Source organism: Frigoribacterium sp. CFBP9029, from assembly GCF_034045305.1.
Lineage (GTDB): Bacteria > Actinomycetota > Actinomycetes > Actinomycetales > Microbacteriaceae > Frigoribacterium.
Map to the genome: position 1 here is coordinate 77,853 of NZ_JAXCWB010000005.1, position 21,261 is coordinate 99,113.

A 21,261-nucleotide genomic window follows, 5' to 3' on the forward strand; every position below is an offset into this window, starting at 1 on the left:
TCACTCCGAGGGAGCGTCGAGGTCTAGAGTGAACGGGCAACCGAGCCGAAGGAGTCCCGATGCACAACTGGGCCGCCAACGTCGAGTACTCGACGACAGACCTGCGCCGTCCCACCACCGTCGACGAGGTGAGCGACGTCGTCACCTCCTCCCGCAGGGTGAAGGCCCTCGGCTCGCGGCATTCGTTCAACCGGGTCGCCGACACCGATGGCACGCTCGTGTCGCTCGACCGGCTCGACGTGCCGATCGAGCTCGACGCCGAGGCGGGCACCGTCCGCGTCGGGGCGGGCACGACCCACGCCGTCCTGGCCGCCGAGCTGCAGCGGCACGGTCGCGCGCTGCCGAACCTCGCCTCGCTGCCGCACATCTCGGTCGCCGGTGCCGTGCAGACCGGCACGCACGGCTCGGGGGTCGGCAACCCGGCCCTGTCCGCCTCCGTCGCCGCCGTCGAGATCGTCCGGGCCGACGGCTCGCTCGAGGTCGTCCGACGTGGCGACGACGCCTTCGAGGCCTCCGTCGTCGGTCTCGGCGCTCTCGGTGTCGTCACGGCCCTCGTGCTCGACACGGTGCCGACCTTCGACGTCGTGCAGACCGTCCACTCCGCCCTGCCCTGGCGGACGGCGCTCGACCGCTTCGACGAGGTGGTCGGCAACGCGTACAGCGTCAGCCTCTTCACGCGCTACACGGGCGACTCCGTCGACCAGGTGTGGTCGAAGTCCCGCGTCGGCGACCCGGTCGGCCTCGATCTCGCCGACCTCGGCGCCGTGCCCGCCGAGGTCGCCGTGCACATGCTGCCCGACACCGCGGCCGACGCCGTCACTCCCCAGCTCGGGGTGCCGGGCCCCTGGCTCGACCGCCTGCCGCACTTCCGTGCCGACTTCACCCCGAGCGCGGGGGAGGAGATCCAGAGCGAGTACCTCGTGCCCGCCGAGCACGCCGTGGCCGCGATCGGGGCCCTGCGCGCCATCGGTCACCGCTTCGCCGACGTCCTGTTCGTCAGCGAGATCCGCACCATCGCGGCGGACGACGCCTGGCTGAGCCCGAGCGGCGGTCGCGCCAGCGTCGCGTTCCACTTCACCTGGCGGCGACTGGCCGACGAGGTCCTCGCTGTGCTGCCCTTCGTCGAGGAGGCGCTTGCCCCGTTCGACGCGCGCCCGCACTGGGGCAAGGTGGCTACGCTCGACCGCGCGACGCTGCGTGAGCGCTACCCGCGACTCGACGACTTCGCCGCGCACGCCCGTGCCGTCGACCCCGACGGCCGGTTCCGCAACGAGCACCTGTCTCGCACCGTCTTCGAAGAGGCCCCCCTTGACTGACCCGACCCGCACCTCCTCGTCCGCCTCGCTCGCGGGGTCGGCCTCGACCCTGCCCGTCAGCGGTTCGGCGAGCACCATCGAGCACGGGCCCTACCGGGCGGAGATCGCCGGGGTCGGGGCGACGCTGCGCGTGCTGACGCACGAGGGGCGCGACCTCGTGGTGCCCTTCGGCGTCGACGAGGTCAGGCCGCTCTACCGCGGCGCGCTGCTCGCACCGTGGCCCAACCGCGTGGTCGACGGCACGTACGACGACGAGGGCGTCGAGCGGCAGCTGCCGATCACCGAGGCCGAGCGCGGTCACGCCCTGCACGGGCTGATCCAGTGGGCCGAGTGGGCGGTCGAGCACCACACCCCCGACCGCGTCGTCCTGGCCACGCAGCTCGCGCCGAGCGACGGCTACCCGTACCGCCTCGACCTCCGGGTCGAGTACCTGCTCGACGACGACGGGCTGCGCACCACGGTGCTCGCTCTCAACGCCGGGACGGGTCGCGCCCCCTACGGCGTCGCCCCGCACCCCTACCTCGTGGCCGGCGAGGGGCGCGTCGACGACTGGACCCTCACCCTCGCCGCCGACAGCTACCTCGAGGTGACCGACGACCGCCTGGTGCCGCTCGGCGTCCACGGGGTCTCCGAGCGCGACGGGTTCGACTTCCGTGAGGGGCGTCAGATCGGCGACCTCTTCGTCGACCACGCCTTCACCGACGTCGCGGCCGCGCCCGGCGGACTGCAGGAGGCGCGGGTCACCGCCGCAGACGGCCGCGGCGTCCGCATGAGCTGGGGCCCCGAGCTGTCGTGGGTGCAGGTGCACACGGGCGACCGGCCCGAACCCGAGAACCACCGCCGCGGGCTCGCCGTCGAGCCGATGACCTGCCCGCCCGACGCGTTCACGAGCGGCATCGACCTCGTCCGTCTCGGCCCGGGCGAGTCGCACGAGGCGGGCTGGCGCATCGCGGCCGTCGTCTGACCCGTCGGGTCATCCGCACGGGATCGTCAGGAACCCTCGCCGGTCGTCTGGTTACCATCGAGTGTGAGCAGACGACCCGGACGATACGACGAGACGGCGCCCCACGAGGGCGGCGACGCCGCCGCGACGGACGGGCGCACGCCCCCCAGGCACGCGAGGGCCCGTCGCCGACGAGTGGTGGTGCTGCCCGCCGTCGCGGGCGTGATGGCGGCGCTGCTGCTCCTCACCGGCGGGTACGCCGCCTACAGCTACAACCGCTTCGTGGGCGGGGTCACGACCGTCGACGCCATCCCCTCTCCGGGCGGCGGCGGGAGCGACGACAGCGACGACGTCGACGGCGTGGCCCAGAACATCCTCCTGGTCGGCGACGACCACCGGCCCGACAACGCCACCCCCGAAGAGCTCGCCCTGCTCAGCACGGACTCCGACGGCGGGGCGACCAACACCGACACGATGATCGTGCTGCACATCCCGGCCGACGGTGCGAGCGCCACCATGATCTCGATGCCCCGCGACTCGTACGTCGACATCCCCGGCTACGGCAAGAACAAGCTGAACGCCGCGTTCTCCCTCGGCAAGCAGAGCGGCGGCAGCGATGCGGCCGGCGCCCAGCTGCTCATCCAGACCGTGCAGAACCTCACCGGCCTCACGATGGACCACTACGTGCGGGTGTCGCTGATCGGCTTCTACCGCGTGGTCGACGCCCTCGGGCCGGTCGACGTGTGCCTCAACCAGGCGGCGGTCGACAGCTTCTCGGGGGTGAACCTGCCCGCCGGCGTCTCCACGCTCGACGCCAAGCAGGCGCTCTCGTTCGTGCGGCAGCGGCACGGGCTGCCCGGCGGCGACCTCGACCGGCAGGTGCGCCAGCAGTACTTCCTCAGCGTCGAGGCCCGCAAGATCCTCTCGGCCGGCACCCTCCTTAACCCCGCCAAGCTCGGTTCCGTGCTCGACGCCGTCAGCTCGTCGATGGAGACCGACGCGGGGCTGAACTTCCTGCAGCTCGCCAACCAGGTCAGAGACCTCCGTCCCGAGAACGTCCGCTCGGCCACCATCCCGATCCTCGGCACGCCCACGGTCTACGTCGGCGGCAGCGCGCTGTCGGTCGTCGAGGTCGACGAGGGCGCCATGCCCGCCTTCATCCAGGGTCTCGTCGGTCCGCCGCAGGCGTACACCGACGCGACGGCGGCGGCTCCGGCCGACGTGTCGGTCAGCGTGGCCAACGCCAGCGGCGTGACCGGCGCGGCCACCGTGGCCACCGACGCGCTCGCCGCGGCGGGCTTCGTCACGGCGGCACCGGCCTCGGCCGAGTCGACGGCGGCCACGGTCGTCAACTACCCCGCCGGGCAGGAGGCCCAGGCGAAGGCCGTCGCGGCGTACCTGCCGGGTGCCGTCGCCGTGGCCTCCAGTCAGGTGACGAGCGTCACGGTCGTGCTGGGCGCCGACGGCGTCACCGTGCAGGCCCCCGCAGCCGCTCCCGCTCCCGAGACTCCCGCCGAGACCGCGGCCCCCGACGCCCCCGAGACCGAGACCCCCGAGACCACCGCCCCCGAGCCCGCCCCGAGCCCGTCCCCCGTGGGCACCAGCTACGCGGCCGGCGCCTGCATCAACTGACTCCGGGCGCCGCTCCGGCTAGGCGGGCATCTGCGCGACGGCGTCGATCTGCCACGTCGTCGCCGAGACCGAGCCGGCCGACAGCCGGTTCAACGCCCCCTCGAGCGCACGTCGCGTGCGGCGTGCCGAGAGCTCGTCTCGCACCACCATGTCGAACCGCAGCATCTCGGTCGACTCGGTGAGCAGCACGGTTCCCGCGTCGGCGAGCTGCACGAGGTACTGACCCTCGCCGACCCTGGCCGCGACATGCTCGGACAGCAGCCGCCGCGACAGCCAGAACAGGCCCGCGGGGTCGTGCGCGGTGTGGACGGTGACCGTCGCGGTGATCATGGGCACACTGTGCCGTGCCTTCCGCTCAGCGACGTGAACGGCATGTGGCGAGCGTGTTAACCGCGCCGGGGGACAGCCGACTTGACACGCGCCTGCGCAGCGCGCATCATTGGCGAGCGCTCGGATGTGAGCGCTCACATTGGAAGCAGTCCCTGACGAAGAGGTCACCTGTGTACACCTGCATCACCACCCGACACGAGAGTCGCCGACCGCTTTCGGCGACCGTCTCATCCCCGTCTCCCTCCCGCGGCACGTCCTCGCGCCTCCTCGGCTGACGTCGGCCGCCTCCCGCGCGGCCATCGCATCCTCCCCGCCCCGGATCCCGGGGCGGCAGCGACCCGAGGCGCCCGTCACCTCGTCTCGCCACCCGCACCCTCCTGCCCGTGTGACCGGTCACTCAGACCCGTCCGCAGAGTCACCCACCCCCTCCCACCGTCATCGACGACGTCGTCGAGATGACACGGACACCGAAGGAATCACACAGTGAAGAACAAGAAGCTCCTCTCCGGCATCGTCGCCGTCGGACTCGTCGCATCGCTGGCCGCCTGCTCGGGCGGCGGCCGCGGCGCCGACGCCGGCAGCGGCGACAGCGGCGGCGACAACTCGGGCGCCCTCGTCGGCGTCGCGATGCCCACCAAGGTCTCCGAGCGCTGGATCAAGGACGGCGACGCCGTCAAGAGCGCCCTGGAGGACAAGGGCTACAAGGTCGACCTCGAGTACGCCGACAACAAGATCCCCCAGCAGGTCCAGCAGGTCAGCAACATGATCACCAAGGGCGCCAAGGTGCTCATCGTCGCCTCGATCGACGGCGGCTCGCTGAGCGACCAGCTCGACTCGGCCGCCAAGGCCGGCATCAAGGTCATCTCGTACGACCGCCTCCTGACGGGCAACGAGAACGTCGACTACTACGTGTCGTTCGACAACTACAAGGTGGGCGTCGACCAGGCGACCAGCCTGCTGACCGGTCTCGGCCTCGCCGACGCCGACGGCGCCAAGATCGACGGCGCCGAGAAGAAGACCATCGAGGTCTTCGCCGGCAGCCCCGACGACAACAACGCGACCTTCTTCTTCAACGGCGCGATGGACACCCTGAAGCCCTACATCGAAGACGGCTCGCTGACCATCGGCTCCGGCCAGGACCAGTTCACGCAGGCCGCCACGCAGCAGTGGGACCCCGCGACCGCCAAGGCCCGCATGCAGAACCTGATCGCCTCGACCTACTCGGGCGGAACGAAGCTCGACGGCGTGCTGTCGCCCTACGACGGCATCTCGATCGGCATCATCTCGGCGCTGCAGGGTGCCGGCTACTCCGACGCCGACCTCCCCGTCGTCACCGGTCAGGACGCCGAGGCCGCCTCGGTCAAGTCGATCATCGCCGGTCAGCAGTACTCGACCATCTACAAGGACACCCGTCAGCTCGCCGACCAGTCCGTGATCATGGCCGACGACCTCCTCAAGGGCGACACCCCCGAGACGAACGACGACAAGACGTACGACAACGGCGAGAAGGTCGTCCCGACGTTCCTCTTCCAGCCGACCATCGTCACCGAGGACAACTACAAGGAGGTCCTCGTCGACAGCGGCTACTTCACCGAGGCCGACCTGAAGTAGGTCCCTCCCGAGAACGCAGGAGGCGCGGCGCACCCGCACCGCGCCTCCTGCGCTCCATCGCTCCACCTCACCCCAGGCACGAAAGAAGGAACACGTGGCGAACACGATCCTCGAGATGCGCGACATCACGAAGACGTTCCCCGGCGTCAAGGCACTGCAGAACGTCACGCTGGAGGTCGAGCGCGGCCAGGTCCACGCGATCTGCGGCGAGAACGGCGCCGGCAAGTCGACGCTGATGAAGGTGCTGTCGGGGGTCTACCCGTCAGGGTCCTTCGACGGTCAGATCATGCTCGACGGCCAGCCCGTCGACTTCAAGAACATCAACGACTCCGAGGCCGCGGGCGTCGTCATCATCCACCAGGAGCTGGCGCTCAGCCCCTTCCTGTCGATCGCCGAGAACATCTTCCTCGGCAACGAGCAGTCCAAGGGCGGCTTCATCGACTGGAACAAGACCAACCTCGACGCGGCCGGTCTGCTGGCCCGCGTGGGTCTCCGCGACAACCCGGTCACCAAGGTGACGGACATCGGCGTCGGCAAGCAGCAGCTGGTCGAGATCGCCAAGGCGCTGTCGAAGAAGGTCAAGCTGCTCATCCTCGACGAGCCGACCGCGGCGCTGAACGACGACGACTCGGCCCACCTGCTCGACCTCATCAAGAGCCTGCAGGGCCAGGGCATCACCTCGATCATCATCAGTCACAAGCTGAACGAGATCAAGGAGATCGCCGACAAGGTCACGATCATCCGCGACGGCAAGACCATCGAGACCCTCGACATGCACGCCGGCGAGGTCTCCGAAGACCGCATCATCAAGGGCATGGTCGGCCGCGACCTCGAGAGCCGCTACCCGTCGCACGAGTCGACCATCGGCGACGAGCTGCTGCGCATCGAGGACTGGACCGTCCACCACCCGCTCGACTCGAGCCGCGAGATCATCCACCAGGCCAACCTGAACGTGCGCGCCGGCGAGATCGTCGGCATCGCGGGCCTGATGGGCGCCGGTCGCACCGAGCTCGCGATGAGCGTCTTCGGCCACAGCTACGGCACCGGCATCTCGGGCACCGTCTACAAGCGCGGCGAGCCGATCAAGATCAACACGGTGAGCAAGGCCATCGCGGCCGGTCTCGCCTACGCCACCGAAGACCGCAAGAAGTACGGTCTCAACCTGATCGACGACATCACGCGCAACGTCTCGGGCTCGGCCCTCGGCAAACTCGCGAACTGGGGTTTCGTCAACCGGTCCGAAGAGAGCACGGTCGCCGAGCGCTACCGCAAGAGCATGAACATCAAGGCGCCGAACGTGGCGGCCGTGACGGGCAAGCTCTCGGGCGGCAACCAGCAGAAGGTCGTGCTGTCGAAGTGGATGTACGCCGACCCCGACGTGCTCATCCTCGACGAACCCACGCGCGGCATCGACGTCGGCGCCAAGTACGAGATCTACACGATCATCAACCAGCTCGCGGACGCCGGCAAGGGAGTGATCGTCATCTCGAGCGAGCTGCCCGAGCTGCTCGGCATCTGCGACCGCATCTACACCCTCTCGGAGGGGCGCATCACGGCCGACGTGCCGATCGCCGAGGCGACCCCCGAGTTCCTCCTGAAGTACATGACCCTCGAACGAGAGAGCCCCGTCAATGAGCGCGCCTAGCCCCACCCAGGCCACCGACCCGAAGCCCACCGGCGGGTCGCCGTCGTCCCGTCAGCCGCAGTCCGGCTCCGGTGGCAACCCGATCGTCGGTGCGTTCTCGTACCTCGGCGGCCAGCTGCGCCAGATCGGCCTCTTCATCGCGCTGATCGTCATCGTGCTGTTCTTCCAGATCACGACCAACGGCATCACCCTGGCGCCGATCAACGTCTCGAACCTGATCGTCCAGAACAGCTACATCCTGATCCTCGCCATCGGCATGGTCATGGTCATCATCGCCGGTCACATCGACCTCTCGGTGGGCTCGATCGTGGCCTTCACCGGCGCCATGGCCGGCGTCATGATCACGCAGTGGGGTCTGCCCTGGCCCGTCGCCGTGGTGCTCTGCCTCGTGCTCGGCGGCCTGGTCGGCGCCTGGCAGGGGTTCTGGATCGCCTACTTCGGCATACCGGCGTTCATCGTCACCCTGGCGGGCATGCTCGCCTTCCGCGGTGCCGCCCAGATCGCCCTGCAGACGCAGCAGATCTCGCCGTTCCCCCAGGGGTTCCGCGACATCGGCTCCGGGTTCCTGCCGACGTTCGGCACGACCGGCTACGAGCCGCTCACCCTGGTGCTCGGCGCCATCGCGGCGGTCGCGCTGATCGGCACGGGCCTCCGCGGTCGTGCCACGCGTCGCAAGTACCAGCTCGAGGACGAGCCGTTCCTGTGGTTCGTCACGAAGCTCGTCTTCACGGTCGCGCTCGTCATGTACATCGGGTTCCTGCTCGCCAGCTACTCGGGCACCCCGATCGTCCTCGTGGTCCTCGCCGTCCTCGTCGTCGTCTACTCGACGGTCATGAAGAACTCGGTCTTCGGCCGCCACGTCTACGCCATCGGCGGCAACCTGCACGCGGCCGAGCTGTCGGGCATCAAGACCAAGCGCGTCACGTTCCTGCTGTTCGTCAACATGGGCGTCATCTCGGCTCTGGCCGGCCTGGTCTTCACCGGTCAGCTGAACCTGGCCAGCGGCAACGCCGGCAACGGCTTCGAGCTCGACGCGATCGCCGCCGTCTTCATCGGCGGTGCGGCGGTCACCGGCGGCATCGGCACCGTCACCGGCGCCATCGTCGGTGGTCTGATCATCGGCATCCTGAACAACGGCATGTCGATCCTCGGTGTCGGCACGGAGTACCAGTCGCTCATCAAGGGCCTGGTGCTGCTCGCCGCCGTCGCGTTCGACGTCTTCAACAAGCGTCGCGCCGCCTCGGCCACCAAGTAGCGAGAGCGACCCCATCAGGAGGCGCGGTTCCCGATCACGGGAGCCGCGCCTCCTCGTCGTCCGGGCCCGTCCGACCCGCGAAACGAACAGACCTAGGATCATCACGTGGCAACCCTCTTCGACGTCGCGGCAGCAGCCGGCGTCTCGCACCAGACCGTCTCGAGGGTCGTCAACGGCGACCCGTCGGTGCGACCGGCCACGAAGGCGAAGGTCGACGCCGCCGTCGACGAGCTGAACTACCGGCCGAGTCTGGCCGCGCGGGCCCTCGCCAGCCGTAGGACGACCTCGATCGGCCTGATCAGCACCGGGTTCCCGTACTACGGCCCGTCGAGCACCATGCACGGCTTCAACGGCGCGGCACGCCGCGCGGGCTACCAGGTGTCGATGGCGACCCTCGACGTCGCCGACCGGAAGGGCATGCAGCAGGCCCTCGACGCGCTGCTCGGTCAGAACGTCGCCGCCCTCGTGCTGATCGCCCCCGACCCCGAGGTGCTGCGGGTGCTCCGCCGGGCCGAGGTGTCGGTGCCGCTCGTCACCGCCGACAGCGAGGCCGAGGCCGGCCACCACACGGTGTCGCTCGACCAGGTGGCGGGCGCGGAGTCGGCGGTCGAGCACCTCGCCGCGCTCGGCCACACCCGCATCGCGCACGTCGCCGGCCCCGAGGGCTGGATGGACGGCCGCGACCGCGAACGCGGCTGGCGAGGCGCCTGCACCCGGCTCGGACTCGACCCGTCGGTGCTGCTGCGCGGCGACTGGACCCCCGCCTCGGGGCACCGCGTCGGCCGCGAGCTCGTCGACCGCGTCGCCGCCGGCGAGGTGACGGCCGTGTTCTGCGGCAACGACCAGATGGCGCTCGGCCTCGTGCACGCCTTCGCCGAGGCCGGGGTGTCGGTACCCGGAGACGTGAGCATCGTCGGCTTCGACGACATCCCCGAGGCCGCGCACTTCCTGCCGTCGCTGACGACCGTGCGGCAGGACTTCGAGGCCCTCGGGCGTCTCATCATGACGACGGTCGAGGCGGTGCTGGCCGGCGACTCCACCCCGGTGGCGTCCCTCCCGACCGAGCTCGTGGTGCGGGGCTCGACGGCCGCGCCCCCGACCGCGGGCATACGCCGCGCCTCCTCGGTGTTGCCCCCCTCATGAGCATTCCCCTCTCGATCCTCGACCTCGCCCCCGTCGCCCCCGGAGAGACGGTGCGCGACAGCTTCGCGGCCTCCGTCGCGCTCGCACAGCAGGCAGAGGCGAGCGGCTACCGGCGGGTCTGGTACGCCGAGCACCACAACATGGCGTCGATCGCGTCGAGCGCCACGTCGGTGCTGATCGCGCACATCGCCAGCCAGACGAAGACCATCCGGCTCGGGTCGGGCGGTGTCATGCTGCCGAACCACTCGCCCCTCACCATCGCCGAGCAGTTCGGCACGCTCGAGACCCTGCACCCGGGCCGCATCGACCTCGGGCTCGGGCGGGCGCCGGGCAGCGACCAGGCGACGTTCCGGGCGCTGCGCCGCGACCCGGCGTCGTCCGAGCGGTTCCCGCAGGACATCCTCGAGCTCCAGGCGTTCCTCGCCGGCGAGTCGCGCATCGCCGGCGTGCAGGCGGTGCCCGGCGGCGGCACCAACGTGCCGCTGTACATCCTCGGCTCGTCGCTGTTCGGGGCGAAGCTCGCCGCCGCGCTCGGTCTGCCCTACGCGTTCGCCTCGCACTTCGCGCCGAACGACCTGATCGACGCCGTGACCGCCTACCGTCGCGAGTTCCAGCCGTCCGAGCAGCTGGCCGAGCCCTATGTGATCGCGGCCGTGAACGCCGTGGTCGCCGACGACTCCGACGACGCCGACGCGCAGTTCGCCGTGGTCAAGCGTCAGCGCCTGCTGATGCTGCTGCGTCAGAGCGGTCAGATCGACGTCGCCCGCGAGTTCGACGACGCCGAGCTCGATCACCTGCTGCGCACCCCGGTGGGGCAGCACGTGCTGTCGATGACGACCTACACCGCGGTCGGCACCCCCTCCGAGGCGCGCGAGTACATGGAGCAGTTCGCCCGCACCGCGCAGGCCGACGAGCTGATCGTGGCCCACGCCGGGTCGTCGAAGGAGGCGCGGCTCCGGTCGGTCGCGCTGCTCGCCGACGCGATGCGGCTCACTCCCGCCGCGTAGGCCGCGCGCCTCGCGGCGCTGCACCGGGCTCCGTCGGCGGGTGCAGAGGCGGGCGCGGGCGCGGCTAGGGTCGAGCGCATGAGTCTGCCCGAGCTCTCGGCGCTCGGCGTCGACGCGGTCGCCGCCGAGGTGTACGAGGTCGTCCTCGCCGAGTCCGACGGCGTCGGCGTCGACGCCCTCGGCGCCGGGCTGCCGCACCTCGAGCAGGCGGCGGTCGAGGCCGGTCTCCAGCGGCTCCGGGCGCTGGGGCTCGTGCACGAGAGCGCGCCGGGCGTCACCGCGTCGGCGCGCTGGGCGGCGGTCGACCCCCGGGTCTCGGTGCCGGCCCTCGTCGCGAGGCGGGCCGATGCGCTCGCCTCGGCCCGCGCCTCCACGGGGGTCCTGGCCGAGCTGTTCGACGAGACGCGTCGCCGGGCCGACCCGTCGGCGGTCACCCGCACGCTGGTCGGCGCGGCCGCCATCGGCGACCGGTACACGCGACTCGAGCTGACCGCGACCCGGTCGTTCGTCGCGTTCGACCGGCCGCCCTACGTCGTCGTCGGCAACGAGGGCACCGAGCGCACCGCGCTCGCACGGGGCGTCCGCTGGCGGGCCGTCTACACGATGGACAGCTTCGCGGCCGACGGACGCTGGCAGGGCGTCCACCGCCTGGGCGGTCACGGCGAGGAGGCGCGGCTGACCGACTCGCTCCCCGTCAAGCTCGCCGTCGCCGACGAGCGCATCGCCCTCGTCTCGCTCGGTCACGACCCCGCCGCCCCGGAGGCGCTGGTCACCGAGTCGCCGGCTCTCGTCGCGGCCCTCGTCGAGCTGTTCGAGCAGCGCTGGCGTGCCGCGGTGCCCGTGCCCGTCGACCGGTCCGCCACCGCGGGCGCCGGGGGAGGGGGCTCGGGGTCGCCCGACTGGTCGCTGATCGCCGCCCGGGTCGCCGACGAGAGCCGCCCGACGGATGCCGCCGCGTCGCCGCGCCGCGGGCCGAGTCTCGAAGAGCGCGACCTGATCGCCCTGATGGCCGCCGGCGCCACCGACGAGGTCGTCGCCCAGCGGCTCGGTCTCTCGGTGCGCACCGTGCGGCGCCGCGTGCACGACCTGTTCGGCGAACTCGGGGTGACCAACAGGTTCCATGCGGGGGTCGAGGCCGCACGTCGAGGCTGGCTCTGACGTCGGCCACGTGGCGGACACGGTGTCCCCCGAACGGGTCACGGCAGGTTAACAATGCGGCCTCGCGCGGCCAGTGGCAGCTTTCGGCCACCACCCTCGCTTGAGGGTCAGATGAATTCTCAGGTAACTCTTACTCGACGACTTCGCCATGGGGGCGACAGCGTCGGAAGGCACCCGTGATCACTCCATCCGGCCCTCGTCGGCCGAAAGCCCCTCTCGCCGCGCTGCTCGCCTCCGGGCTCTTCGCGACCGCACTCGTCGCCGGGGGAGTCGTCTCGCTCCCCGCGACGTCGGCCCTCGCCGCCGAGGGTCCGGCCGTCGTCGGCGACACGTCGTTCTCGGCGGGCAAGTACATCGTGACCCTCCGCGAGCCCGCGGCGGCCACCTACGAGGGAGGCACGGCGGGGCTCCCCGCGACGGCCACCCCCGAGGGCACCCGGCTCGACGCGCGCGCCGCTCCGGTGCAGAAGTACAGCGACCACCTCGAGGAGACCCAGGCGGACGTCGCCGCGGCGGTCGGAGCCTCGGTCGACGCCCACTACTCGGTCACGACGAACGCGTTCGCCGCCGACCTCACGGCCGACCAGGCCCGGTCGCTCGCGAGCGACCCGTCGGTCGCCGCCGTCTCGAAGAACGAGCTGCTCAAGCTGCAGGCCACGCCCTCGACCGAGTTCCTCGGTCTCGGCGACGCCCAGGGCGCGGGCGGCGTCTGGGACTCCCTCGGCGGCCGGGACGCCGCCGGCGACGGGGTCGTCGTCGGCATCATCGACTCCGGCATCGCCGCGGGCAACGCCTCGTTCGCGGGCGACCCGCTCGGCGCGGCCAGCGCCACCGAGCCGCACCTCGAGGGCTCGTCGACGGTCTTCCCGCGCGGCGACGGCGGGACCTTCCGGGGCGTCTGCCAGACCGGCGTGCAGTTCACCGCGGCCGACTGCAACACGAAGCTGATCGGCGCGCGCTACTTCGTCGACGGCTTCGGCGTCGGCAACATCGGCACCGAGGAGCAGGGCGAGTACCTCTCGCCCCGCGACGGCAACGGCCACGGCTCGCACACGGCGAGCACCGCGGCCGGCAACGCCGACGTCGAGGCCCAGGTCGCCGGTCGCGACTTCGGCACGATCTCGGGTGTCGCCCCCGCAGCGAAGATCGCCGCCTACAAGGTCTGCTGGGACGGCCCCGACCGCGTCTCGACCGAAGACGACGGCTGCGCCACCCTCGACCTGATCGCCGCCATCGAGGCGGCGGTCACCGACGGCGTCGACGTCATCAACTACTCGATCGGCGGGGGCGGCGCGACCAGCACCTACTCGGCGACCGATCAGGCGTTCCTCGGCGCGGCCTCCGCCGGCGTCTTCGTCGCCGCCTCGGCCGGCAACGACGGCCCGTCCGAGACGACGGCCGACAACGCCGCGCCGTGGATCACCACGGTGGCCGCGAGCACCATCCCGAGCTACTCCGCCACCGCCCGCACGGGCGACGGCACCTCGTACCTGGGCGGATCGATCACCGTGCCCGTCGGCGACGAGGGCCTGACCGGCACGCTCGTCGACTCGCAGGCGGTGAAGCTGGCCTCGGCGTCGACCGCCGACGCCCTGCTCTGCACGCCGGGCACGCTCGACGCCGCGCTCGTGCCCGACGACGCCGTGGTCCTCTGCGACCGCGGAGTGGTCGGCCGCACCGACAAGAGCGCCGAGGTCGACCGGGTCGGCGGCATCGGGATGCTGCTGGTCAACAAGACCCCGAGCTCCGTCGACCTCGACGAGCACGTCATCCCGACGGTCCACGTCGACGCCGAGGGCTACACCGCGCTGCACGCCTACGCGGCCACCGCGGGCGCCACGGTGACGCTGCTCGACGGCAACCCCGAGGGTCTGCCCGAGCCCGCGACGCCCCAGATCGCCGGCTTCTCGTCGCGCGGTCCGGTGACGGCCGACGGCGGCAACCTGCTCAAGCCCGACATCTCGGCGCCCGGCGTCGCGATCCTCGCCGACGGGGCTAACGCCGCGGGCGAGGCGGGCTCGTACGAGTTCCTGTCGGGCACGTCGATGTCGTCGCCGCACATCGCCGGTCTCGCCGCGCTCTACCTCTCGGCGACCGCGCACCCCGACTGGTCGCCCGACGAGGTCAAGTCGGCCATGATGACCACCGCGTACGACCTCGTCGGACCCGACGGTCAGCCGAGTCGCGACGTCTTCGCCCAGGGTGCGGGTCACGTCGACCCGACGAGGTTCCTCGAGCCGGGTCTGCTCTACGAGAACGGCCCCGAGCAGTGGCAGGCCTACGTCGACTCGATCGACACGGTCGAGGGCACCGACTCGTCGATGAACCTCCCCTCGATCAGCGTCGGCTCGCTGGCGGGCACCGCGACGGTCACCCGCACGGTGACGGCGACCGAGGCGGGCAGCTACAGCGTCGCCCCGGTCGAGATGCCCGGCGTCTCGGTCGAGGTGTCGCCCGCGACGCTGGACTTCGCCGCGGCCGGCGAGAAGAAGGAGTACACGGTCGAGTTCACCCGCACGACGGCGCCGCTCGACGAGTTCGCCACCGGCTACCTGACCTGGAGCGACGGCACGCACGACGTGCGGAGCCCCCTGGCCGTCCGCCCCGTGCAGCTCGACGTCGCGTCCGAGCTGGCCGGCGAGGGCGCGACGGGCGAGGCCTCGCTCGACGTCACGGCCGGCGACGCGCTGTCGCTGCCGCTGGCTGCGGAGGGGCTCGCCAAGGGCGCCGTCGCGACCGGCTCGGGCACCGCGGGCGGCGATCCCGCCCTCGTGCCGCTGACGATCGCCGAGGGCACGACGCACGGCCGGTTCGTGCTCGACTCCGCAGACGACACCGCCGACCTCGACCTGCTGCTCTACTCGGCCGATGCGGCGGGCGAGCCCGACACGCTGGTCGACTACGCGGCGACGGGATCGGCCGACGAGCAGCTCGACGTCGAGGCGCCCGAGGCGGGCTCCTACGTGCTGATGATCGACTTCTACTCGGGGGCCGGCGATCTCGGCTACTCGCTGACGTCGTATCTGCTCGATCCGGCCCAGGCCGTCGGCGACTTCTCCGTCGACCCCGCGTCGATCGAGGCGGCGCTCGGCGAGACCACCACGGTCACGACCTCGTGGTCCGGTCTCGACTACGACGCCAGCTACCTGGGTCGGGTCTCGTACGGCGACACGGGCACCGTCACCTACGTGACCGTCGCCTCGGGCGCCGAGCCCGAGCCCGAGGAGCCGCCCACCGAGCCCGGCACGCCCGGCGGCGGATGGAACCTCGGGGCGATCATCGACTGGATCTGGAACGCCATCGGCGATCTGATCCACCACTGGTGGCCGCGCTGGCGCTGAGTCTGAGGCAGCCCGCGCCGAGAACCGGTCGCGGACGGTGACCAGGAGGCGGTCCGCACCTTCCGAGAGGAGGTGCGGCCCCCCTCCTGCCGTCCCCGGAGCGAATATCGTGCCGAATCTGCACGTCGTCGAAACATCGGTGGGCTAGGTTCGGTCCCCGTGAAAGAAGAAGACGGCAACTCGATGCGCGTGATCAGCTACAACCTCCGCGAGCACACGGCGAAGGGCGAGATCGAAAGCCTGGCGCGCGACCACCGAGCCGACGTGCTCTGCCTGCAGGAGGCCGACACGAACGACATCCCCGACCGGCTGGGCGACCTCGTGCTGGCGACGTCGACGCGCAACAACCGGCTCGGACTCGCGGCGTACTACCGCCCCGACCGCTTCGAGCTGCTCGGCTCGCAGGTGTACGCCCTGAAGAAGTCGATGCACGACCGGGTCATGTCGCCCGCCCACGAGCGGCTGCTGGCGATGCACCTCGCCGACCGCGTGTCGAAGACCGACGTGCTGGTCGGGTCGTTCCACGCCGCTCCGCTGACCGCCACGAACGGGCTGCGCCGCAAGCAGGTCTCGTCGGCGCACGAACTCATGCGGGCGCTGGCGCCGCGGGCGCCCATGCTGATGGTGGGCGACTTCAACTACCCGTGGTTCCACCAGGGGCTGCGCAAGCGGATCGAGCGCGACGGCTTCATCCTGACCCGCAGCGACACGCCGACCTACCTCGGCTACCGGTACGTCAAGGGCCACTTCGACTTCGCGACGAGCATCGGCCTCACCATCGACGACATCGTCACGCTGCCGGCCGGCATCTCCGACCACCGGCCGATCCTGGTGCGGGCGCAGGGTCTCGCGACCGCCTGAGTCGCGGACGACCCTCCGAGTCGCAGGCGGCCGTCCGAGTCGCGGGCGGCCGTCCGAGTCGCGGACGACGTAGAACCGCCCGATCGGCTGAGCCGGTCGGGCGGTGCGTGCGTGTCGGCCGCCGCGGGGCGGGCCGGGTGCCGGGGTCGCCGGCTGCGGGATCAGGCGGCGAGCAGCAGTGCCGCCGTGTCGACCGAGTAGGCCTGCACGATGGTGCGGCTCGGCTCGCGGCGCCAGCTGCGACCGGGGATGACCCAGCCCTCGGTGCCGGAGACCGTGACGGTGGCGCCGACGCGGACGGCGTCGGTCACGACGTCGCTCCAGGCGCGGACGGCGAACTCGGCGCCGCGGGCGTCGACGACGACGAACTCGACGAGGCGGGCGGTGGTCAGGGTCGGGACGGTCGTGACCGTGCCCGTGATGGTGGTGATGGTGCTCTTCATGTTCGGTTCTTTCGATGTGCTCTACGGCACGCAGCGTCTCGGCTTGCGTGGGCCGTCGTGATGCGACGGCGGTGCGGACGGTGTCCGGTCGGGCCCGTGTCACGACGATCGGAGGAGTGAGCACCCGTGAGGGGTGGCTCCGATGGTGTCGTCGGGCTGTTCGGATCAGGAGGACGGTGTGGACTCGGCCAGAGCTGTTCCGGGAACGATCAGAGAGGATCTGTTCCAAGCGACTCATGACAGTAACACACCCGGGGTACAGGCACCAGGGGCTTTCTTGGAAGCATCGAGCCGCCCCGGTGGTTGGCTTATGACATGACCACGATCCCCACCATCACCCTGAACAACGGAATCCAGATCCCCCAGCTCGGGTTCGGCGTCTACCAGGTCGACCCGGCCGAGACGAAGGACGCGACGCTCACCGCCTTCGAGGTCGGCTACCGCCACATCGACACCGCCGAGATGTACGGCAACGAGGCCGGCGTCGGCGAGGCCATCGCCGAGAGCGGTCTCGACCGCAGCGACATCTTCGTCACCTCGAAGCTCAACAACGGCTTCCACAAGCGCGACGACGCGCTGAAGGCGTTCGACGGCACCCTCGACGCCCTCAAGCAGGATTACGTCGACCTGTTCCTCATCCACTGGCCCCTGCCCGGCATCGACGTCGACTACATCGAGACCTGGAAGGCCCTGGAGGAGATCTACGCCAGCGGCCGCGCCAAGTCGATCGGCGTCTCGAACTTCCAGCAGCCGCACCTCGAGCGCGTCCTCGCCGAGGGTTCGGTCGTGCCGGTCGTCAACCAGATCGAGGTGCACCCCTACCTCACACAGGACGCGCTCCGCGAGTTCGGCGTCTCGAAGGGCATCCACACCGAGGCATGGTCGCCCATCGCCCAGGGCGGCGTCCTGAAGGACGAGACCATCACCGAGATCGCCGAGCGCGTCGGCAAGTCCACCGCGCAGGTCACGCTGCGCTGGCACATCCAGCGCGGCGACATCGTGTTCCCGAAGTCGGTCACCCGCTCGCGCGTCGAAGAGAACTTCGACCTGTTCGACTTCGAGCTGACCGACGCCGACGTCACGGCCATCACGGCCCTGAACAAGGACGAGCGCACGGGCCCGAACCCCGACGAGTTCAACTACATCCCGTAAGCAGCCCCTGCTGGGCCCGGCCTCTGTCATGGGGCGCTAGTACGCTCGGTCCTTTCGAGACGACGGCCTGGGAGTGTGTGACGACGTGCGACGACTCGTGGGCGTGCTCCGGCTGGCCGCCGCCGCCGCGGGGCTCTCGGCCCTCGTCTCGTACTTCGTCTACGTGCTCGGGTTCAGCACCTTCAGCACCATCAACTACTTCAGCTACTTCACGCAGCAGAGCAACATCGCCAACGTCGTGGTGCTGACCGTCTCGGGTGTGCTGATGCTCAGAGGGGTGCCCGAGCCGCGGTGGTTCGCCTCGCTGCACGCGCTCGTGACGACGTACGTGATCGTGTCGGGCCTGGTCTACGGCGTGATCGTCATCGAGTCGGCCAGTCACAACTACACGATCGGCGTGCCCTGGTCGAGTCAGGTGCTGCACTTCTACCTGTCCACCTTCGTGCTGATCGACTGGGTCTTCGCTCCCGGGCGGACGCGCGTGCGCTGGCGCCTCGTGCTCGCCGCGCTGCCGTTCCCGATCGTCTGGGGGCTCTTCACGATCTGGCGCGGTGCGCGGGTCGGCTGGTACCCGTACTTCTTCCTCGACCCCGCGCAGGTGCGCTGGCCCGACGAGTTCGTGCTCTACAACGGCATCGCCATCGGCACCATCATCGGTGTGACGGTGGGGCTCGTCGCACTCAGCCGACTTCGTCCGCGGAACCGGCCCGCGGTGCCGGGCGCGCCTCCTCGGATCCCGTCGATCAGGGTCGGGGCCGGTCTCTCGCCGGAGGCGCGGCGCAGGCCGGTCGGTGGCCGCCGGTCGGTCGCGACTCAGCTGCCGGGGGTCGCCTCGCCGGATGCAGGGGTCTCGTCGGGTGCCGGGGTCTCGTCGGGCGCGCCGGTCTCGCCGGGTGCGGGCGAGGCCGACACGAGGTCGAGGTAGGGCGCCAGCGATGCGAGGGCGGCGGTGACCGCCTCGTCGTCGTCGAGCGCGGCCGTGGCCCGCCCGGCGTCGCCGCCGGTCAGCGAGACGAGGACGGGCTCGCCGGTCGCCGGCAGCAGGTTGACGAACAGGCGGTCGCTCGCCGTGTCGTCGAGCACGGCCCAGACGGTCGCCTCGGTCGACCAGAAGGCCTGGTCGAAGCGCAGCCAGAGAACCTCCTGGTCGCCCATGCCGAGCGACTCGATCGCCGACGCGTAGGCCGCGGGCAGGGCGGGCTCGAACTCGACGGCGCCCTGCTTGAGCACACCCAGCGGCAGGGTCGAGACGACCCGGTCGGCCGACAGCGATTCTCCGGTGGCGAGCCGGAGCCCCACCCCCTGGTCGCCGTACTGGATGCGGGCGACGGTGCTGCCGCGCAGCACGTCGAGGCCGTCGAGCAGACCCGTGACGAACGTCTCGAGGCCACCGGTGACCAGGGTCGCGTCGAGAGGCAGCAGATCGTCGCCGACCTGCGTCATCGCGAGCTCGCCGGCCTCGGCGCCGTACCGGGCCGGCACGATGCGGTCGAGGAGGAACGCGACACGATCGGCGTCGGAGACCCCGGTCGCATCGGGCGTGGTCGAGACCCGGTCGGCACCGGACTCGGCGAAGACCTGACGCGCGGAGCGGCCTGCACCCGTGCTGCTGCCGCCGCCTGTTCCACCGCCGGTCGCGCCGCTGTCGGGGCCGTCGGTGCTCTCGGCCCAGGACACGGCGGTGCTCAGGGCCGCCGCGACGGCCTGCGTCAGATCGGTGGGCGTTCCGTCGGCGGTGCGGGCCTCGAGCTGGGCGGTGCCCGTGCCTGTGCCTGTGCCTGGGTTCGTGCCGGCGCCGGTGGCGGTCTCGCGGAGGCGGACGGTGTCGACCCCCGCGAGGGCGAGCGCGCCGACGAGCGCCGGAGCCGCCTCGCCGAACAGGGTCGACACGCCGAGCTCGACGGCGAAGGGCCAGTCGTCGTCGGTGACCGTGTGGATGCGGCCGCCGATCCGGTCGCGGGCCTCGACGACCACGACGTCGAAGCCCCGGTCGGCCAGGGCGCGGGCGGCGGTGGCCCCGGCGATGCCGGCGCCGATCACGATGACGCGCTCGCCCTCGCCCTCGGAGGCGACGGTCGCGATCTCGTCGGCGACGTCGAAGCCCGAGGCCCTCGCGCCGTAGACGGTGCCGGCGTGACGGGAGGCGACGGCCTCGCCGGCGAAGAACAGGCGGTCGTCGAGCGACCCGGCGAGCGTCAGACGGTCGGTGATCGTCGACCCGGTGGCGAGGTAGCTCGACGACCCGCCGGACAGCGCGTCGTCGGCCCACGAGCTCCGGAGGAACCCGGCCGCGGCCAGACCGGCGGGCACCGTCGGATCGACGGTCGGCGTCGGGGCGCCGCTCGTGGGCGCGGGGGAGGGCGCGTCGGGGGTGCAGGCGGCGAGCACGAGCACCGCGGCGCCCGAGAGCGAGCCCGTCAGGAACGCGCGACGACTGATGCCCATGGTCCCGTCATTCTCGCAGCCCGGCACGCTGTCCGCGCACCCCGTGCCGCGTGCCGGCACCGCAACTCCTCGGCGGGCGTTCCTGTCTGCCGGCGCCGCGCCTCCTCGGCTGCTCTCGCCGCGCCTCCTCGGCCCCGGTCAGGCGTCGACGGCCTCGAGATAGGTGCGGAGCAGGTCGGTGACCTGATCGACGGGGAGAAGCGACGACGCGTGATCCTGGCCGACGAGCGAGTAGAAGGCGGCGGCCGGCATGCGGCGTGCGGCCTCCTGCGACTCGCGGTGCCGGTCGACGTCGCGGGTGCCGGCGAGCAGGAGGGTGGGCACGGTCACCGAGTCGAGCTGGTCGACGGTCAGGCCGCCGCCGGTCTCGGCCGCGGTGAAGAAGGCGGCCAGCGCCTCGGGGTCGTCCTGCATGAACGCGAGACGGGTCTCGGGGTCGATCGGACGGCCGATGGTCTGGCCCCACCGGTCGACGAAGCGGGCCATGCCGCCGGTGGTGAGCGCCTCATGCCAGTCGGGGGCGAACGTGGCGCCGATGTTGCCGTTCATGGGGGCCCAGCTGCCGCCGATCGTCGTCAGCGTGCGCAGCAGCCGCGGAGTGTGGGCCGCGATCGAGAGGCCGATCCGGGCGCCGAACGAGTAGCCGACGTAGTGCGCCGGCTCGAGCCCGGTCGCGGTGAGCACGGCCTCGACGTCGCCGCGGTGGAGGTCCATCGTGTACGACGCGGGATCGTGCGGCTTGCCGCTCTTGCCGTGACCCCGCATGTCGAGGGCGACCACCGTGAAGTCGCGCTGCAGATCGCGCAGGTAGCCGAGCCCGCGCCAGGTGCCGCGCGAGAGGCCGGAGCCGTGCACCAGCACCAGGGGAGGGCCGTCGCCGTCCACCTCGTAGGCGATCTCGGTTCCGTCGACGGGGTTGTTCGCCTGAGCACGCATCCGTCCAGTCTGGCAGCAGGGCGGGCGTCGGCGCCTCGCGTGC

At 71.3% G+C, this 21,261-nt stretch carries 17 protein-coding genes; 13 read left to right on the plus strand and 4 right to left on the minus strand.

Annotated elements, in window-relative coordinates; translation table 11 throughout:
* Window positions 1–59 precede the first annotated feature (59 nt).
* From SOM11_RS08465 to SOM11_RS08475, 3 genes are all read left to right on the plus strand, one after another.
* Window positions 60–1,316, plus strand: coding sequence for an FAD-binding protein (locus tag SOM11_RS08465; protein WP_320477767.1), 1,257 nt, complete (start codon window positions 60–62; stop codon window positions 1,314–1,316).
* Window positions 1,309–2,280, plus strand: coding sequence for an aldose 1-epimerase family protein (locus SOM11_RS08470; protein ID WP_320477768.1), 972 nt, complete (start codon window positions 1,309–1,311; stop codon window positions 2,278–2,280). The genes SOM11_RS08465 and SOM11_RS08470 overlap by 8 nt, the downstream gene beginning before the upstream one ends.
* 63 nt (window positions 2,281–2,343) lie before the next feature.
* Window positions 2,344–3,891, plus strand: coding sequence for an LCP family protein (locus SOM11_RS08475; RefSeq protein ID WP_320477769.1), 1,548 nt, complete (start codon window positions 2,344–2,346; stop codon window positions 3,889–3,891).
* 18 nt (window positions 3,892–3,909) lie between these two features.
* Here the strand turns inward: SOM11_RS08475 and SOM11_RS08480 are convergent, their stop codons facing one another.
* Entirely contained in the window at window positions 3,910–4,221 is a 312-nt protein-coding gene (locus tag SOM11_RS08480; protein WP_192058996.1) for a hypothetical protein, read from the minus strand.
* 483 nt (window positions 4,222–4,704) lie between these two features.
* Between SOM11_RS08480 and chvE the strand changes: the two genes are divergently transcribed.
* The 8 genes from chvE to SOM11_RS08520 all read left to right on the plus strand — a co-directional run bounded on the left by chvE (window position 4,705) and on the right by SOM11_RS08520 (window position 16,242).
* Window positions 4,705–5,832, plus strand: a complete 1,128-nt coding sequence (gene chvE, locus SOM11_RS08485; RefSeq protein ID WP_192058994.1) for a multiple monosaccharide ABC transporter substrate-binding protein — start codon at window positions 4,705–4,707, stop codon at window positions 5,830–5,832.
* A 115-nt stretch (window positions 5,833–5,947) separates the two neighbouring features.
* A complete protein-coding gene (mmsA, locus tag SOM11_RS08490; RefSeq protein ID WP_197981772.1) occupies window positions 5,948–7,477 on the plus strand; it encodes a multiple monosaccharide ABC transporter ATP-binding protein in 1,530 nt (509 codons plus the stop codon).
* On the plus strand, window positions 7,464–8,732 hold the full coding sequence (mmsB, locus tag SOM11_RS08495; protein WP_192058989.1) for a multiple monosaccharide ABC transporter permease: 1,269 nt from the start codon (window positions 7,464–7,466) through the stop codon (window positions 8,730–8,732). Before mmsA ends, mmsB begins: the two co-directional genes overlap by 14 nt.
* Window positions 8,733–8,837: 105 nt before the next feature.
* The gene (locus SOM11_RS08500; protein ID WP_320477770.1) at window positions 8,838–9,875 is read left to right on the plus strand and encodes a LacI family DNA-binding transcriptional regulator; all 1,038 of its coding nucleotides are present in this window, start codon (window positions 8,838–8,840) and stop codon (window positions 9,873–9,875) included.
* The gene (locus SOM11_RS08505; protein ID WP_192058985.1) at window positions 9,872–10,882 is read left to right on the plus strand and encodes an LLM class flavin-dependent oxidoreductase; all 1,011 of its coding nucleotides are present in this window, start codon (window positions 9,872–9,874) and stop codon (window positions 10,880–10,882) included. Before SOM11_RS08500 ends, SOM11_RS08505 begins: the two co-directional genes overlap by 4 nt.
* 78 nt (window positions 10,883–10,960) lie before the next feature.
* Window positions 10,961–12,040: a helix-turn-helix transcriptional regulator gene (locus SOM11_RS08510; protein WP_192058983.1), complete on the plus strand. Its 1,080-nt coding sequence runs from the start codon at window positions 10,961–10,963 to the stop codon at window positions 12,038–12,040.
* A gap of 176 nt (window positions 12,041–12,216) precedes the next feature.
* Window positions 12,217–15,381 (plus strand): S8 family serine peptidase, encoded by a 3,165-nt coding sequence (locus SOM11_RS08515; RefSeq protein WP_320477771.1) that lies wholly within the window; start codon window positions 12,217–12,219, stop codon window positions 15,379–15,381.
* Between the two features lie 159 nt (window positions 15,382–15,540).
* The gene (locus tag SOM11_RS08520; protein WP_308196247.1) at window positions 15,541–16,242 is read left to right on the plus strand and encodes an endonuclease/exonuclease/phosphatase family protein; all 702 of its coding nucleotides are present in this window, start codon (window positions 15,541–15,543) and stop codon (window positions 16,240–16,242) included.
* Window positions 16,243–16,403: 161 nt separating this feature from the next.
* Here the strand turns inward: SOM11_RS08520 and SOM11_RS08525 are convergent, their stop codons facing one another.
* Window positions 16,404–16,685, minus strand: a complete 282-nt coding sequence (locus SOM11_RS08525) for a hypothetical protein (protein WP_192058979.1) — start codon at window positions 16,683–16,685, stop codon at window positions 16,404–16,406.
* Window positions 16,686–17,000: 315 nt separating this feature from the next.
* Here SOM11_RS08525 and SOM11_RS08530 point away from each other — a divergent pair, with 315 nt between their 5' ends.
* Together SOM11_RS08530 and SOM11_RS08535 are read left to right on the plus strand one after the other, a co-directional pair.
* Window positions 17,001–17,837 carry an aldo/keto reductase gene (locus SOM11_RS08530; protein ID WP_192058977.1) on the plus strand — a complete coding sequence of 279 codons (837 nt, stop codon included), beginning with the start codon at window positions 17,001–17,003 and terminating at the stop codon, window positions 17,835–17,837.
* Window positions 17,838–17,922: 85 nt separating this feature from the next.
* Window positions 17,923–18,762 (plus strand): Pr6Pr family membrane protein, encoded by an 840-nt coding sequence (locus tag SOM11_RS08535; protein ID WP_320477772.1) that lies wholly within the window; start codon window positions 17,923–17,925, stop codon window positions 18,760–18,762.
* On the opposite strand, the gene SOM11_RS08540 is transcribed toward SOM11_RS08535, so the two are convergent.
* Both SOM11_RS08540 and SOM11_RS08545 read right to left on the minus strand, forming a co-directional pair.
* The gene (locus SOM11_RS08540; protein ID WP_320477773.1) at window positions 18,651–20,282 is read right to left on the minus strand and encodes a flavin monoamine oxidase family protein; all 1,632 of its coding nucleotides are present in this window, start codon (window positions 20,280–20,282) and stop codon (window positions 18,651–18,653) included. The genes SOM11_RS08535 and SOM11_RS08540 overlap by 112 nt on opposite strands.
* Window positions 20,283–20,420: 138 nt before the next feature.
* On the minus strand, window positions 20,421–21,218 hold the full coding sequence (locus tag SOM11_RS08545; protein ID WP_320477774.1) for an alpha/beta hydrolase: 798 nt from the start codon (window positions 21,216–21,218) through the stop codon (window positions 20,421–20,423).
* Window positions 21,219–21,261 lie beyond the last annotated feature (43 nt).